The organism is Mangrovibacter plantisponsor (assembly GCF_003182475.1).
Lineage (GTDB): Bacteria > Pseudomonadota > Gammaproteobacteria > Enterobacterales > Enterobacteriaceae > Mangrovibacter > Mangrovibacter plantisponsor.
Genome location: NZ_QGTS01000003.1, coordinates 393,992 through 410,580, shown reverse-complemented (window position 1 = coordinate 410,580; position 16,589 = coordinate 393,992). Strand labels below are relative to the sequence as shown.

13 protein-coding genes are annotated in these 16,589 nt (G+C 46.3%); 6 read left to right on the top strand and 7 right to left on the bottom strand.

Features of this window, described 5'->3' with window-relative positions; genetic code table 11:
* Nucleotides 1-15 precede the first annotated feature (15 nt).
* Nucleotides 16-972: a sulfonate ABC transporter substrate-binding protein gene (locus DES37_RS06720; RefSeq protein WP_110025299.1), complete on the bottom strand. Its 957-nt coding sequence runs from the start codon at nucleotides 970-972 to the stop codon at nucleotides 16-18.
* A gap of 15 nt (nucleotides 973-987) precedes the next feature.
* Nucleotides 988-1,548 carry an NADPH-dependent FMN reductase gene (ssuE, locus tag DES37_RS06715; RefSeq protein ID WP_036113515.1) on the bottom strand — a complete coding sequence of 187 codons (561 nt, stop codon included), beginning with the start codon at nucleotides 1,546-1,548 and terminating at the stop codon, nucleotides 988-990.
* A 443-nt stretch (nucleotides 1,549-1,991) separates the two neighbouring features.
* Between ssuE and DES37_RS06710 the strand changes: the two genes are divergently transcribed.
* The 3 genes from DES37_RS06710 (at nucleotide 1,992) to DES37_RS06700 (ending at nucleotide 4,669) form a co-directional block, all read left to right on the top strand.
* Nucleotides 1,992-2,360, top strand: coding sequence for a hypothetical protein (locus tag DES37_RS06710; protein ID WP_110025298.1), 369 nt, complete (start codon nucleotides 1,992-1,994; stop codon nucleotides 2,358-2,360).
* A 187-nt stretch (nucleotides 2,361-2,547) separates the two neighbouring features.
* Nucleotides 2,548-3,231, top strand: a complete 684-nt coding sequence (locus DES37_RS06705; protein WP_036113513.1) for a copper/silver response regulator transcription factor — start codon at nucleotides 2,548-2,550, stop codon at nucleotides 3,229-3,231.
* The gene (locus tag DES37_RS06700; protein WP_110025297.1) at nucleotides 3,221-4,669 is read left to right on the top strand and encodes a Cu(+)/Ag(+) sensor histidine kinase; all 1,449 of its coding nucleotides are present in this window, start codon (nucleotides 3,221-3,223) and stop codon (nucleotides 4,667-4,669) included. The genes DES37_RS06705 and DES37_RS06700 overlap by 11 nt, the downstream gene beginning before the upstream one ends.
* Before the next feature lie 9 nt (nucleotides 4,670-4,678).
* On the opposite strand, the gene DES37_RS06695 is transcribed toward DES37_RS06700, so the two are convergent.
* From DES37_RS06695 to DES37_RS06685, 3 genes are all read right to left on the bottom strand, one after another.
* Nucleotides 4,679-5,542: an aldose 1-epimerase gene (locus DES37_RS06695; RefSeq protein ID WP_110025296.1), complete on the bottom strand. Its 864-nt coding sequence runs from the start codon at nucleotides 5,540-5,542 to the stop codon at nucleotides 4,679-4,681.
* 13 nt (nucleotides 5,543-5,555) lie between these two features.
* A complete protein-coding gene (locus tag DES37_RS06690) occupies nucleotides 5,556-7,004 on the bottom strand; it encodes a sugar porter family MFS transporter (RefSeq protein ID WP_110025295.1) in 1,449 nt (482 codons plus the stop codon).
* A gap of 63 nt (nucleotides 7,005-7,067) precedes the next feature.
* Entirely contained in the window at nucleotides 7,068-10,343 is a 3,276-nt protein-coding gene (locus DES37_RS06685) for a DUF5107 domain-containing protein (protein WP_110025294.1), read from the bottom strand.
* A 114-nt stretch (nucleotides 10,344-10,457) separates the two neighbouring features.
* Here DES37_RS06685 and DES37_RS06680 point away from each other — a divergent pair, with 114 nt between their 5' ends.
* Complete coding sequence (locus tag DES37_RS06680) at nucleotides 10,458-11,660, top strand: ROK family protein (protein WP_110025293.1); 1,203 nt, start codon at nucleotides 10,458-10,460, stop codon at nucleotides 11,658-11,660.
* A 218-nt stretch (nucleotides 11,661-11,878) separates the two neighbouring features.
* Nucleotides 11,879-12,355 carry a GNAT family N-acetyltransferase gene (locus DES37_RS06675; protein ID WP_110025292.1) on the top strand — a complete coding sequence of 159 codons (477 nt, stop codon included), beginning with the start codon at nucleotides 11,879-11,881 and terminating at the stop codon, nucleotides 12,353-12,355.
* A 201-nt stretch (nucleotides 12,356-12,556) separates the two neighbouring features.
* On the opposite strand, the gene DES37_RS06670 is transcribed toward DES37_RS06675, so the two are convergent.
* Together DES37_RS06670 and DES37_RS06665 are read right to left on the bottom strand one after the other, a co-directional pair.
* Nucleotides 12,557-14,035, bottom strand: a complete 1,479-nt coding sequence (locus DES37_RS06670) for a carboxypeptidase M32 (RefSeq protein WP_110025291.1) — start codon at nucleotides 14,033-14,035, stop codon at nucleotides 12,557-12,559.
* 210 nt (nucleotides 14,036-14,245) lie between these two features.
* Nucleotides 14,246-15,502: an MFS transporter gene (locus DES37_RS06665; protein ID WP_245930002.1), complete on the bottom strand. Its 1,257-nt coding sequence runs from the start codon at nucleotides 15,500-15,502 to the stop codon at nucleotides 14,246-14,248.
* A 124-nt stretch (nucleotides 15,503-15,626) separates the two neighbouring features.
* Between DES37_RS06665 and DES37_RS06660 the strand changes: the two genes are divergently transcribed.
* A complete protein-coding gene (locus DES37_RS06660; RefSeq protein ID WP_110025289.1) occupies nucleotides 15,627-16,523 on the top strand; it encodes a LysR family transcriptional regulator in 897 nt (298 codons plus the stop codon).
* Nucleotides 16,524-16,589: the final 66 nt, after the last annotated feature.

Sequence of the window (16,589 nt, the reverse complement as noted above, 5' to 3'; positions counted from 1 at the left end):
GTACATCTCCTGTATTTATTGGGCTGACGGGAAGTGCCAGATATGGCTGGCAACATCAACCGGGACGGGTATCAAATGGTTTTGATAAAAAAGGTCTGCCGTTTTCTGCTGTGCTTTCAGTGTTGCCTCATCGACAGGCGTGATAGTTATTTCAGGTCGGTGGTCGAGATAACTGGCAATGACCTTTTCAGGTAACCCCAGATTCTTTGCCAGCAGAGTAATACTCCGGGCTCGTTGAGTACGGGTCAGCGCCTCGGCCTGAGTTAAAACCTGCAGGACTTGCCTGAGAAAAGGGCTGTGTTGTTCGGCAAAGCTGTGGGCAGCCAGATAAAAAGAACCGGCTCTGCTGATGTTGCTGCCATCGGCCAGCACTCTGGCATTACCCTGCAACAGCGCGGCGGAATAGTACGGATCCCAGATTGCCCATGCATCAACATCACCCTGTACAAAAGCCGCACGGGCATCGGCCGGTGTGAGATATATCGGACGGATGTCGCTGAATTTCAACCCGGCCTTTTGCAGTTGCAATAGCAATAAGTTATGTGCGCTGGACCCTTTCTGGAAAGCCACTTTGCGGCCTTTCAATTCTGTAACACTCTTAATGGCGCTGTTTTTTGCCACCAATATCACTTCTGCTTTGGGTTTTGGTGGCTCTGACCCTACATAGACAAGGCTGCCTCCTGCTGCCTGGGCAAAAATTGGCGGCACTTCACCTGTACTGGCAAGATCAATGCTGCCTACATTCAGCGCCTCCAGCATTTGTGGCCCGGCGGGGAATTCTGTCCATGTAATAGTGGTTTGCGGGAATTTTTTCTCCAGCAACTGCTCACTTTTTGCCATGACCAGCGCAACAGACCCTTTTTGGTAACCAATACGTAATTGTGCCGGGGTATCTGCGGCAAATACCGCTGACGCGATGCTCAGCAGGCTTACCAGCACAGTGGCGGTGAATTGTTTACTCCTTGAAAACATCGTGTGCTCCTTAAATCAGGCCGTTTGGCGCATCAGTGTATTTGGGTGATGATGGCGACCCAGTGCTTCAGTGAAGTTCTCCAGGGCAGTGAGTAAGCGTTTTTCCAATGCAGAAGAGAACAGCGTTGAATGCGCATCTATGGATATTTGGCTGTCTTCTGCGAAGACGCTGTGCAGGATCTCTTGTGCTTTGAGTGCGCAAAGTACGGGTTTGAGGCTGTAATCCACTGCCAGCATGTGTGCCAGAGAACCTGCTGTTGCCAGTGGTAACACCACTTTGTGTTCCAGTGCCCGTTCCCCAAGCAAATCAAGAAGTGTTTTCAGTACGCCTGTAAATGAAGCTTTGTAGATAGGGGTTGCGATGATAAGCCCATCTGCGCTGGCAAGTTGTGAGGTGAATGTGGCAAGTGCCGGGCTGTCGAACCTTGCAGTAAAAAGATCTTCATGTGGCAGGTTGTTAATGTGCCACGGCAGAACTTCAATTCCCTGGTTTTCCAGCCATTGCCCGGCACGGCTGAGCAGTGCCGTGGAACGGGAAGGGTAATGCGGGCTTCCCGCGAGTGTTAAAACACGCATAGCAACTCCTTATAACAAAAAGTTATTTATTTTTACTTATTAATAACAAGTTGGATAAGTGTGGCAGGTTGCCTGGAGGGACAGAAATAACTATTTCTGGAATACAAAGCTAAAAAATAGCTAAAGCACTAAGCCGTAGTAATAGCCATAGTGCGTACTGAACAATGCACTTACTGTTTGTACTATGGAAAAACAGGTGTTAATGCCGAAAGACTGAGCAACTTTCTTATCAGACCAGGTGCAGGAAACTCGCGTTTAAAAAAAAATAGATAAGGCGTGCGCATACTGCTAATTTCGTTAGTCTTTGCATTATGACAAGTTTGTCATCAATGCGTCACCAGCCCAACAGTGTTACCCCTGTAAAGTGAGTTTCATACAGAGATTATTCAGTTGATAACACCAACTGATTTACAGAAACCACTAAATATCATGGAGTAACTGTTATGAAAAAAATTGCTTTGGCTATCGTAGTTTCTTTTGGAACAATGGCATCGGTTTGGGCTGCTGAACCACAGCATCTCACTGAAATAAGTGATACAGCGCACCACCAGGCCCAGTCTGAACATGAATCAATGGTCAACTGTGATATGAGTAGTAGGCCTGGGAAAAATGAATGGCACAACAAAATGATGGAGACGCAGGTATCGCACACCACAGAAGATGGAAACGGGACAAAACCATTTTCCTCACTGAACGAACATGAACGTGCCGCCATTATGCATAAGTTTACACATAATGGGGAATCAGGCCCACATATGCGGGCATCAGAAAAACATTTGCAGATGATGCAAAAATCTGGGGACTCTATTTAAAACGTCTGCGCCGGTGAGTATCAGGGGTAAATTACCTGCAATTTTTATCTGTGTTGGGTACTGTTCTGGTGCCCAATTTTGTTTCAGACCAAAACTGACATAAGGCTGTTTGCGATGTCATTGCGACAAGGATACCCAACTTTTTGCCGGGTTTTATCTGGTATATATAAAACAGAGGGAGTAGTTGATGAAAATACTCATCGTAGAAGATGAAAAAAAAACAGGCGAATATTTGTGTAAAGGGCTGACTGAAGCAGGATTTGTAGTAGATCTTACCGACAATGGCTTAACAGGCTATCACCTTGCGAATACGGCAGAATATGATCTTTTAATTTTAGATATTATGCTTCCTGACGTGAATGGCTGGGATGTGGTTCGCATGCTGCGTTCAGCTGGAAAAGGATTACCAATCTTGCTGTTAACAGCCCTTGGTACTGTAGAACACCGGGTCAAGGGGCTTGAACTTGGCGCTGATGACTATTTGATCAAGCCTTTTGCATTTGCCGAACTTCTTGCACGTGTCAGAACACTGCTCCGCCGTGGTAATACAGTCATCCCTGAAAGCCAGTTTAAGGTAGCAGACCTGATGGTTGACCTTGTGTCCAGAAAAGTAAGCCGGGCGGGCAATCGAATTCTGTTAACAAGCAAGGAGTTTAGCTTGCTGGAGTTTTTTATTCGCCATAAAGGTGAAGTGCTTCCGCGTTCCCTGATTGCCTCTCAGGTGTGGGACATGAACTTCGACAGTGATACCAATGCGATTGATGTCGCTGTAAAGCGCCTGCGGGCCAAAATTGATAATGACTACGAACTAAAACTGATTCAGACAGTGCGTGGGGTGGGATATGCCCTGGAGACCCCTGATGAATATTAATTTACCCGGCCGCCCGTTTTCGCTGGCTCTGAGGTTGACGTTCTTCATCAGCTTGTCGACTATTTTGGGGTTTATTACTTTCACATGGATAATGCTGCATTCCGTTGAGGACCATTTTGCACAGCAGGATGTTAATGACCTCCAGCAATTCAGCGCCAGGATCAATGAAATACTGCATTCACCAGCAGCGCAGGAACCACAGAGGGTAAAACAACTACAGGATTTGATCGCGGGCTACCGGGATATTTCGGTATTGATAGAAAATTCACATGGAGAAACGTTATTCAGTTCTCCACAGGGTTCTAAACTCCACCTTGCCAAAGAAGATGCCAGTTTTCTTTCACACCTGAATAGTGGGGATGTGTTCCTCTGGAAACCAGAGGTTAATTCGATAACTGGTAACCAGTCCCCCCTAATAAATAATCAAACATACCGGGTTATTGTTGCTTCGGGTCAGGCATCATTTGGAGGAAAACAACAGAGTTATCAGCTGATTATTGGGCTCTCAATTAACTTTCACCTCCATTATCTTGATGCGTTGAAGAAGAAACTAGTGGCTATTGCCATTGTGATAAGCCTTGTGATTATTTTTATAATCCACTTCGCGGTGAGACAAGGGCATCAACCTCTAAGAAAGGTAAGTAATACCATTAAGAACATCACTTCCGATAAGCTTGATGAGCGACTGGATTCATCTCGCGTTCCAATTGAACTGGAACAGTTAGTGATTTCGTTTAATTACATGATTGCTAAAATTGAAGATGTGTTTAACCGGCAGGCTAATTTTTCTGCCGATATTGCGCACGAAATCAGGACACCGATAACCAATCTGGTTACACAAACTGAAATCGCACTTAGCCAGAGCCGAACCCAGAAGGAACTGGAGGATGTACTTTATTCCAGCCTGGAAGAATACAACAGAATGACCAAAATGGTCAGCGATATGCTGTTCCTGGCACAGGCTGATAACCACCAGTTACTTTCAGAAATGGTGATATTTGACCTCAGTGTAGAGGTCGGCAAGGTTTTTGACTTCTTCGAAGCATGGGCAGAAGACCGCAATGTAGCACTACTATTTAACGGGCGATCATGCCTTATCACCGGAGACCCACTGATGTACCGTAGAGTGCTCAACAATCTTCTGTCGAATGCTTTGCGATATACTCCAGAAGGAAGGGTTATTACGGTATCGGTACTAGAGCACGAGCACAATTTCGATCTCACTGTTGAAAACCCAGGCGCTCCCATACCAGAGGAACATCTGCCACGGTTGTTTGATCGCTTCTATCGTGTAGACCCGTCCAGGCAAAGAAAAGGTGAAGGGAGTGGGATCGGACTGGCAATAGTTAAATCAATAGTGGCATTACATCATGGTAAAATCCGTGTCGAATCCGATGCAGTTTCAACACGTTTCATTATATCGATTCCCCGGATGTAGCGACGCATTTCAATACTGAGGTAACGCCACTATTTTAATCGACATATCAATACTGTAGGAGTCTCCTTGTTTAAGCATGCGTAACCCCGGCCTGCCTGGAATATTATGTGCATTTACCTGATGTGACTGTGGTTCAAGGCATACAAAGTTGTCATTTCCATTCTGGTAAACCATTAGCCAGGGTAAATCACTGCTGAGAGTGATTTTTCTGAGTCGGTTTGTTATTTGTGCCACGCCATTCCACCCAGAGTAGCAATTATTTATCCATTTTGCAGATGGCACCCTGGGTTGAGAAAAATTCATATATCCGGGAATCTCTTCATGCCATTCATCGGCTAAATGGAATTCATTTTCTGACCAATATCCGGTTGATGAAAATTGCACTGTATCATCCAGAGATGTTTGAAAGAATGGGTGGAAACCCGCGCCATATGGTGCTGCCTGTTTGCCAAGGTGGATCAGCGTGATTTTTGCTGTGAATTGATTATCTATTAGACGATACTCAATATCGGCAATATAATAATAGATACCTATTGGAGCTGGTTGTGAACGCAAAATAATATAGCTGTCTTTTATTTCTAATAAACGCCACTGAGTTAACCACCCATTACCATGAAGATAGTAGGGATCATTGAATGGCGATTGGGGAAGTGTGTATATCTTATCTCTCACAGAAAAACAATTACCCGCGATTCTGTTTGCAAAGGGTAACATAGGAAACATTGCGGACTCAGCAGGATGCCATATGTCTTTTACCAACCATTGCCGGAGAATATGCCCGCCATTACCCAGGCATTCAAGACTTAACAGGCATGCGCCGTTATCAGTTATCCGTGCCCGCAGGCACGGATTTTCAATAGTATAATTAGCCATTATCACCAGACTGTCAGACTGAGTGTTTTTTCGTTTCAAAAGGCACCGACTTTACTGTGGCGCTCAACATTTTTTGCTCAAGGACTTCCAGTGATACACCCTTAGTTTCAGGGATTTTCCGGAATATAAAGACAAAACCCATTGCACAGATCACGCCATATAACAAGAAACTGCCAGCTGCTCCCAACCCTGCATTAAGTAACGGGAACGTGTACGTCAATACAAAGCAGGCAACCCACAAAGCAAGTGTTCCTACCGACATAGCAAGGCCGCGCACCCTGGCTGGAAATATTTCAGACAATAATACCCATGTCACTGGTGCCAGTGTCAGCGCATAAACGGCGATAGCAGCCAGAACAAGTAGCAGCACAGGCAGGCCCATGGTTCCTGTAGCATAGGCTGTGGCAATCGCGGCATAAATCACCGTCAACCCACCAGCGCCAATCAACATTAATTTTCTGCGCCCGACTTTATCTACCAGGGGTAAGGCAATGATAGTGAAGATCAGATTAATGAGCCCGGTAGCCACAATAGATTTCAGTGTACTGTTAATATCAAAACCCGCAGACGCAAATATTTCCTGTGCATAATTGAATATGACATTAATGCCACACCACTGCTGAAAGACAGCTATTACCATGCCAATAAACAGAACAGGGCGGACATTTTTATCAAGCAGGGAACGCAAATGGACTTGCTGGTTATCTGCATGAGCCTGAGTAGTGGCCGTTTTGATTTCTGTAAATGTTGCATCGGCATAGTGCTGGTCACCTATTCTGGCAAGCATATTCCGGGCACTTTGTTCTTTTCCTGCACGCACCAGCCAACGAGGTGACTCAGGTACCAGAAACATCAGCACCAGAAACGCAACTGCGGGTACCACGCCTGCACCAAACATCCAGCGCCAGCCAAGCTGCCCATTCCAGCTTTGCTGAATATCAATCAGCGTCGCCCCTGTTTCCACCGGGCGAGCAATAAGCAAATTAACAATTTGCGCAGCCAGTACACCAATAACGATTGTTAACTGATTAATGGCGACAAAACGCCCGCGTTTTTCTGCCGGACTGACTTCGGCAATATACAGCGGACTAATAGCTGAAGCGATACCGATACCTAATCCGCCAATAATACGAAAGGCGATAAAGATATCGAAGTGTGTTGAGAATGCGATACCCACTGCAGAAGCGGTAAACAGGAATGCAGATAAAATAAGTGGAGTTTTACGTCCGAATTTATCTGCCAGCCAGCCTGCACTCATAGCGCCAAAAACGCAGCCGACCAGTGCTGAGCTCATCGCCCATCCTGAAGTGGCAGGGTCAGTAATCGAATAATAGGCTTCATAAAATGGCTTCGCGCCACCAACAACCACCCAGTCAAAACCGAATAATAAACCGCCGCAGGCTGCGACCAGACATATCATCCAGACATAACCCATATGCAGCTGATGTGGATCGTTTTTCATATCCATTCCTCTGAATTTAACTGTATTGTGGAAATAAGAGGGGGATTTCCCTCTTATTCGTAATTAATTATAAATATTTGCTTCGCGGGCGATATTAATTAAATGCGCCTTGTCATGAGCAGGGTTTATTTCAAGAAGTTTAGTAATACATTTTTTGAATTTCTCATGTTCATTCAGCCCTAAATACCCCAGAGCACTGACAAACAGGCAATGTTGTAAGTGAAGTGATTTCTGGTCACTATCCAGAACAACTAAATCTGGCAGTGATACAGCAAAGAAGTCACTTGTCACTTCATCATTGCAATGTTTATCAGACCAGTTAATAAAGCTTCTGAACATCTGCTCAGCTTTATGTGGCTGGCCTGTTTTTTTGAAAGCCAGTGCCTGATAAAACAGATAATCAACGGGTTGATCATTATAATAGCGTCCTGCGTCAAGGCTTGAGCCACCTTTAATTGCTTCCTGATACTCTCTTTCTGCCTGGTGAGTTTCCCCTTGTTGTTCAGCACACCAACCCAGTAGATACCAGATATCATTATCACTTTGTCCTGCCAGACGTCCCTCGCCAAGATTTAACGGATAGGTTAATGCTGATGTCAGTAATTCGCGTGCGTCATTAAATTGCCCTTGCTGAATGGCGGCAATGGCCTGGCGTTGCTTATTGATCAAATACTGCCCGGTTATTCGGCCTTCACCCCCTTCCCAGGGGTGAAAGTCTCTCTCTGCCAGCGTTTTTGCAGCAAGAGCTATCTCGCCCTGAATATTCCACATATTCAACAGCTCAGCTGTAAGGTCATCACGCATCAAGGCAACATCAATTTTCCCGTTGAGTGCCTGTAATCGCAATGTGGGGGTTTGACCGGTAATCTTGTAAAGATAATCGCGTTCAAATAGCAGACGTGCATTGTTGGGTTCCAGAACGATGGCCCGCTGCAACGAAGCTTCTGCCTGTTTAAAGTCGCCGCGTTTATTCCATGCCCATATGCCTAACAAACGGTGGACTGGTGCAAAGTCGGGCATTTTTTCAACAGCGAATGACCAGCAACTTACCGCTTCGTCATAACGCTTTTTACTGTAGTGGAAACAGCCCAGTAAATATTGAGCAAAGCCGTAATCCTGCAGGTTATGCAGCATGTTGACTTCTTCAATAAGGTTGGGGAAACGTACTTTTAATGCAAAATTGTTTTTTGCCCGGGTAATAAGCTGGTGCTGTTCATCTTTGTTTCGTGTTAGTGCGGCACGCCAGAGTAATGGCAGGGTTTCCTGGTTATCCAGCAACGTCAGAATAGACAACGCTTCTGTTGACATACCCAGAGTCACCAGCCAGCCTGCGAGAACCGAGGAATTAGTCCCGCGGTCATTGGCAATTGTCGCCAGCGTATTCAGAGACGCCGGGCTCTGTGTAATTGCGTAATGGGCATAATGCAACGCATAACTCAGTGGGTAGTCGACCAGATTGCTGTCAATATATTGCAGCGCGGATTCCTGTTTCCCGGTTTGTGCCTGAAGAAGGGCGCAAAGTGCCATTGCCAGGTTATTAGAGCCGTTAAAGCGCAGGCTTTGCTTGCAGAAACTAAGGGCTTTAGATTTATTACCAGCAATGAGTTCAAGGCGGGCCAGGTGATAAAATGCTGTATCACGGCAGTCGGCGCTCCAACTGGATTTGAAATAATTGTCATATGCCTCTTTCAGCCGCCCTTGCTTCTCCTGAGCACAAGCCAGAATATGGCTGGCTTCACCTGATTGCGGGTTTTTGTTCAGTTTGTGCGCGCGTTGTAGTGCACTTTTTGCATAGCTTTCAGCTTCTTTCCAGTTAGCCCGGTTATATTCCAGTGTTGCCAGGGCAACATTGCAGCGATAATCATACGGGTCAATATCCAGTGCCCGCAGGTAGTAATCGTAAGGAGAACGGCTGGCATTGAGGTACTGTTCAAGATGCTGACCAATGAAGAACAGCTCATCACAATTTTTCAACTCTGCAGGGAGTGCAGGGGCAGTTGCTGGTGAAGGGAGTGGCGTCTCTTTGGGAATATGTTCAAGGTAAGAAAGAATATCCTGGCCGTCTTCGCCTACCAGTGCCAGTGTCAGGCGTTCCGGATATAATTCACTGACCTTTTGTAACCATGCCTGTGCTGGTTCCAGCGTCAGAGGGGTGCTCCACAAAACTTGTTTATCACCCCGAAGCTCCAGTTTTACATGGTGTAAAGGCTCAATGGCATATACCCCAATTTGTATGGAGGTACTATCCCGTTCAAGTTTAATAGCGGCAGATGTGCTGGCATTCTGTAATGTTCCCAACTGGCTGTAAGGCAGAAAATTCTGCACAAATACTTTCTCTTCAAAAGGTGCAAGCCAGGTAAAATCAGGTTGGTTATCGGTAAATACACCGGTCATTAATTCAATATAAGGGCCGTTTTTATCGGTCAGATTACGATCCCATGCCTGGCCAAAGTCGCCATATCCCCAGGTCCATTGTTTCTTTCCGGGTGATACATGATGGTCAGCAATATGTAACAGACCACCATTCTCACCATGATGCCAGGCGCCAACAAAGTCATAGTCAGACTTATCGGCCATATAGGACGTTGGTACCGGGATATTTTTATAGCGGGAGATGTCCACACCAGCTGAATAATCAACTTTGTAATATTCACCATGTGCTATTGGGAAAGAGGAAACAGCCCTGCGCCCATGGTCAAACACAGCAGTTACATCCGGGGGAAAGACACTCTGGTGGCCGTCACCACCTTTAACTGCAGGATTTGCCCACCATAAGAAATGGCGCGGTGTCGAGTTTGGGTTAAATATCTTACCAGTGATTTCGATAAGCGCTTTTTCAGGATATAACTTAAAACCGGTCATAACCTGTAAGCCACGCATGGGCTCAAGTTCACCCAGCCAAACAGTTGCTGCACCACTGTCATGCTGCTGGATATTTACATCTACAGGCATAAACGTTGTTGGCCTGTGGTGTTGCGGCCAGTTAAATTCAATACCGCCAGAAATCCAGGGGCCTACCAAACCAACCAAAGCAGGTTTGATAACTTCGTTATAGTAAACAAAGTCACGTTGCATCACTTTGTCATAGGCACGATGAATACGCCCTCCTAATTCAGGCAGGAGCATTACCCGAATAAAGTCATTTTCGATCCAGATAGCCTGATATTCTTTTTCTTCATAATTGCCGGTGATCGTATCAATCACACCATAAGGATATACGGCACCAGATGATCCCTGATAAACCCTTTTTTCAAGAAACATTGGGTTAGGATCTTCTGTATCAGTAGTCCATGTAGGCAATGTAATCGTTTCTTGCTTGACACTGACTTTGCTGTACATTTTTAACTCTCCACTAAAAAATGTAAGTTATCTATCGTATAATTGCACTCTAGACACAATTTTTTAGTACGTAATCCTGAATGATCACGGATTATACTAAAGGGAGTTTACTGAATGATTCATGTTGGGCTTAATAACTTCAGAATGCGGCAACTCAATAAAGAGCTCATTATGTCTCTGGTCTGGAGAGAAAAAAGAGTCACAAAGTCGCAGGTGGCAAAAAACACTGGCCTGTCAATTCCAGCCGTTACCAATATATTGGAAGAACTTATCGTTGAGGGGCAGCTTTCTCATTCAGATAAGAACCTGAGCAACCGGGGAATTAGTAGTGGTAGTTATCTCCTCCCGGAAACGAACCCTATGACACTGTGTCTTAACGTGACACCAACCACAATTGAAAGTCAGTTAGTTGATCATCAGATAGTACCTGTCAGTGAGTTGACCTGTGAATGGGTGTCAATGCCCGGCCCGGCAGTATTGTTAGATGTAATTGCGCAGAGGTACATAGATTGCCAGAAAAAATTCCCCAATAAAAAGGTCAGGCTTGCTATTGCAATGCATGGGCAGGTAGACCCTGAAACTGGTGTTTCACAATATATGCCTCAGGCTCCATGGCGAGAATCTGTTGAAGTTAAATATATTCTTGAAAACAGGTTAAAATGCCCGGTCATAGTTGATAATGACTGTGTGATGCTGGCATTAGCCGAAAAATGGCAAGGTCATAATGAAAATAAAGATATTTGTGTAATTAATGTCGATTATGGTATTGGCTCATCATTTATTATTAATAATACTATCTATCGCGGTAGTCTGTATGGAAGTGGCCAAATAGGTCATACTATAGTAGATCCGGATGGAAAAGCCTGTAGTTGTGGTCGTTATGGTTGCCTTGAAACAGTAGCCTCACTTAGCGCAATTAAAAAACAGGTAAGAATAAGTATGAAGCGTAGTTGTGGCTTATCGTCTGGTGAGGTTGAAAATATCAATACAGATATATTGACTGAACTATGGCGTAATAAAGATCCAGTGGTCAGGGGGATTATTGAGGATGGTGCAAATGCCATAGGGCTCAGCTTGTATAATTTTCTTAATATATTAAATATTAACCAGATTTGGTTTTATGGCGCAAGTTGCCAGTTTGGCAATGAATGGCTGGAAATGATTACCCGGCATGTGAATGGCAATCCTTTTGATCCCAAAAATAATGTTAAAAGAAATGAAACAAATATTCAGTTTGGGCGTTTGACCCGGCAGGAACAAATCATGGGAATTGCCTGGTTATATGTTGAGGAGAATTTATCTTCATTTCAGTGCTAGTTCGATTTTTTAGCGGGATATGGACTGGTAACATAGAGCATGTTCAGTGGCAATCAGCAGGGGGGCTTTAGTAATATGTTATCAAGGCGAACAGGTTTCAGCTAGTGTGTTTTATTACCGTGGGCTACCTAAAACTGGTGTACTGACAAAGTGAAAAAAAAGGTTTATCTTTGTTGGTCTTATAGCGAATGAAATAGTTATTTACCCAAGGTTAACTGATGATTACATTTCGCCCAATGTGGGAGGATGAGTATCCGGGCTATCTGGAATACTTTATTACTGATTACACTCGCGAGATTACAGAAAATTATAAACTTACTCCTGATGACGCTCTTGCCAGAGCCAGGAAAGAAATAGCTGAAAGCCTGCCTGGCGGAGTAAAAACGCCGGGCCATGTGTTGGTATGTTTAATTTCTCACTCAGGTGATTCAGAAAAGCATATTGGGTACTTGTGGTATAAACCTGATGCCATTATGCGCTCTGTTTACATTTATGATTTTTACATCTTCGACACTTGCCAGGGGCAGGGGTTGGGGAAACATACGCTTTGGGAATTTGAGCATGAGATGCAGACGCAGGGGTTTGCAGAGATCAGGCTTCGCGTGGCTGGCGACAACGAGCGTGCCCGGCATGTCTATGAGGCAGTCGGTTTTGGAGTGACGGGAATCAACATGAGCAAGAATATTAAGAATTGAGGCTTTGCCGAAAAGAAAATAAGAAGAGGTGAGCCTGATGACAAACCTCATGTCCGCACAGTACGAGAGGATGTAACCCAATAAAAAACCAGGAAAATCAATTTATTGATTTTCGGCTGCTAACTAAAAAGAAGGAAAAACCACGCTTTTTCCTTCTTTTTCATCAATCTGAGGTGCAATTAAGCACCTCCGGTATGGTAGTTATAAATAACGCGTAATCAAGTGTTGGCGGAAATGGTCAGGGTTAAGTGACTCACCCGTCGCTTGTTTTACTAATTCATCTGTTGCCAGCAGGCTACCTTTATTCCAAATGTTACTATTCAGCCAGTTAAATACAGGTGTCAGATCACCTGTGTGGATAATCTCATCTGTATCCATTTTCTGGCGGATTGTCGCCATAAACTGCGCTGCGTACATAGCACCTAATGTGTAGGTAGGAAAGTACCCAAAACTACCATCAGTCCAGTGAATATCCTGCATACAACCGTCACGGTAATTATTCTGAGTGGAAAGCCCCAGTGATGCCTGCATTTTCTCATTCCACAAATCAGGAATGTCACCGACCTCAATATTACCTTCCACCAACGCGCGTTCTATCTCGTAGCGCAAAATAACATGTGCCGGGTAAGTCACCTCATCGGCATCAACGCGAATCAACCCGGGAGTAACACGGTGGTTCCAGGCAATGAAATTATCTTCTTCAAGCGCTGGTTGTTGAGGAAAATGCTGTAAAACCAGGGTGCGCAGCTGTTTTAAAAACAGAGGGTGGCGGCCAACCTGCATTTCAAAAAAAAGGCTTTGCGACTCATGGATACCCATAGAACGCGCTTCAGCAACCGGCTGCCCCCGCCATTCACGAGGCAAATTTTGCTCATAGCGTGCATGACCGGTTTCATGGATCACCCCAAACAGGGCACTGAACAAGTCATCTTCGCTGTATCTTGTGGTGATTCGTACATCATCCGGCACACCGCCACAGAACGGATGCGCACTGATGTCCAGCCGGCCAGCCTCAAAATCAAAGCCCAACACTTTCATTACATCCAGGCCTGTTTCCCGTTGTAACGAAGTGGAAAACGGGCCTTGCGGGGTAACCAGAGGGTAACGGGCCTGGCGCGCCATAATTTCCTGAATCAGGTCTGGCAGCCAGGTTTTTACTGATCCAAACAACGTATCGAGTTTGGCGCTGTTCATACCTGGTTCGTACAGATTCAGTAATGCATCGTAACGAGACACACCAGTTGCTTCCGCGCGCAACGTAGCTTCTTCCCGGGCCAGGCTGACCACTTCTTTTAACAGTGGCTCAAAACTGGCCCAGTCATTACTGGCCCGTAAGGTGCGCCAGGCGTGTTCGCAGCGGCTACCGGCAAGTGACTGCGCTTCAACCAGATTCCCGGGTAACACGGTAGCCAGTGTGTATTGCCGGGTTATTTCGTGCAGGTTAGCCTGCTCGCTACTACTTAGGGGTAATGTTTTTGCTTCGGCGATCCAGTCACCCACAACAGGTTCGGTCAGTAACTGGTGGCGCAATAAACGAAGCTCTGCCAGGGCTTCACCGCGGGCGGCGGCACCTTTCGGTGGCATCATGGCCTGCATATCCCAGCCGGCAATAGCACCGAGGTGTGCAAAGCGGGATAGCCGCTGGAAGCGATGAGTAAGTTGCTGGTATGCGTTGGGCATTCTCAGACCTTATTTTCAGATTAACGAATCAGATAACGCATCAATAACACAAATATTGCATGCAAGTGAATAAGGCTCTGCAGATGGCAGTAAAACGTTGACAAGGAAAATAGCCTGAGGATTTCAGGCATGGCGTACAAACGGTATATATTTACCGCCTCTTATCCAGGCTGCCTGGTTAGGCATGCCATAAATAAGAGGCTTATTGTTCTAGTGTGCTTTGAAATGTAACCGGGCCCCGGTACACAGTGCCAGGCAAAGTAACAGGGCGATAAAGCTGGCAACACCCGGCCAACCGGCGTTATGCCAGAAAACACCACCTAAGGTGCCTGCCAGGCTGGAACCCAGATAATAACTGAACAGGTACAATGATGATGCCTGGCCTTTGGCCCGGCGGGCGCGTTGCCCAATCCAGCCGCTGGCAACCGCGTGAGCGGCAAAGAACCCGGCCGAGAACAACAGCATGCCAACAAATATTGCCCACAGATTATTGAATAACGTGATAAGCACGCCACACAGCATAATTGCTGTGAATAAAATCATGACTGGCCCACGGCCATATTTATTGGTCATCGCTCCCGCTCTGGGGGAGCTCCAGGTCCCGGTCAGGTAAACCACAGACAACAACCCAACCACGGCCTGGCTCAGGAACCAGGGCGCAGACATCAGACGGTAGCCAATATAGTTAAATAATGTGACAAACGCGCCCATTAATAAAAAACCTGTGGCAAACAGCAGCGGCAGGCCATCATCCCGCCAGTGCAGGCGGAAGTTAATCAGCAGCGTTTTCGGGCGCAATGAAGCAGGGCGAAAGTGACGTGAAGCAGGCAAAATGCGCCAGAACATAAAAGCGGAAGCCAGCGCAAAACAACCAATGAAACCCATGGCGATACGCCAGGAGAATAAGTCCGTTACCACACCGGTAATCAGGCGGCCACTCATGCCACCAATTGAGTTCCCGCTAATATACAGCCCCATGGAAAATGCCACTACGCTTGGGTGTATTTCCTCACTGAGGTAAGTCATCCCTACTGCGGCAACACCACTGAGCGCCAGGCCTGTCAGTGCGCGCATAATCAGGATCCCTTGCCAGGTGGGCATAACCGTTGCAAGGATGGTACAAGCCGCCGCCAGCAGGAGCGCTGCAACCATAATGGGTTTGCGCCCAATGGCGTCTGAAAGTGGTCCGGTAAACAGCAAACCAATTGCCAGCAAACCGGTGGACATAGACAGTGAAATACTGGCGCTGGCAGCTGAAATGCCAAATTCATGGGATAAAATCGGCAAAATCGGTTGTACACAATAGAGCAATGCGAAAGTGGCCAGGCCTGCGGTAAACAGGGCAAGGGTCACACGCATAAACTGGGGAGTACCACGTTTGATAAACTCAGAACTTACCGGTGCTTCAGAGGGGTTACCGTCAATAACTCTGTCCGGTGCAGAGGTGACGATGGTTGTACGGCTCACACGAATCCCTAATTTTTCTCTCTTCCCCCGCATTCAATGGGACGGGGTAACCACTTGGTGTAGGGTAGGAATTTTCGATTATTCTGTCTAATATATTAATAATCTCAAATAATATTTATAAAATATGAATATCGAATTACGCCATTTACGCTATTTTATTGCGGTTGCGGAAGAGTGCCATTTTGGGCGGGCTGCTGCGCGGCTGAATATTTCCCAGCCACCACTGAGCCAGCAAATCCAGATTTTGGAGCAGCAGATTGGTGCACGCTTGCTGGCCCGCACTAACCGGAGTGTCAGCCTTACTGCTGCGGGGAAACAATTTCTGGCAGATGCGCGGCAAATTCTTATCCAGGTTGAAGCGGCCGCAACCCGGGCAGAGCGTTTGCACCTGGGGGAAATTGGTGAGCTACGCCTGGGCTTTACTTCTTCTGCGCCGTTTATCAAATCTGTTTCCGCTTCGTTATCCGCGTTTCGCCGCCAGTATCCTGGTGTGCATATGCAAACCCTTGAAATCAATACTCGCGCACAAATTGCACCCTTGAGTGAAGGGGCGCTGGATCTTGGCCTGATGCGTAATACCACATTGCCGGATACCCTCGAATGGCAGGTCATTCTGCGGGAGCCATTGCTGGCGATGCTTCCTATGGACCATCACCTTGCCCGCCATCCAGTTATCCCATTAAGCGAACTGGCTAAAGAACCCTTCGTATTTTTTGATCCTCATGTGGGGACTGGCCTGTACGATGAAATCCTTGGGTTATTGCGCCGTTATGATCTGACTCCGCAAATCACCCAGGAAGTGGGGGAAGCAATGACGATAATTGGCCTGGTTTCCGCAGGTCTCGGGGTGTCGATTTTGCCGGCTTCATTTCGCCGGGTACAACTGAAAGAGATGGTCTGGGTTCCCCTTGATGCTCATGATGCCGTTTCGGAAATGTGGCTGGTCTGGTCACGTCATCATGAGCAGAGCTCAGCGGCACAGCATTTCAAAAAGCTGTTGTTGTCATCAATCAAAGGCTAAAAAAGGGTTAATAATTCGCCAGTACGGGAGTAAAAATGTGCGTTAATTCACAAGGCTGGGTAAATA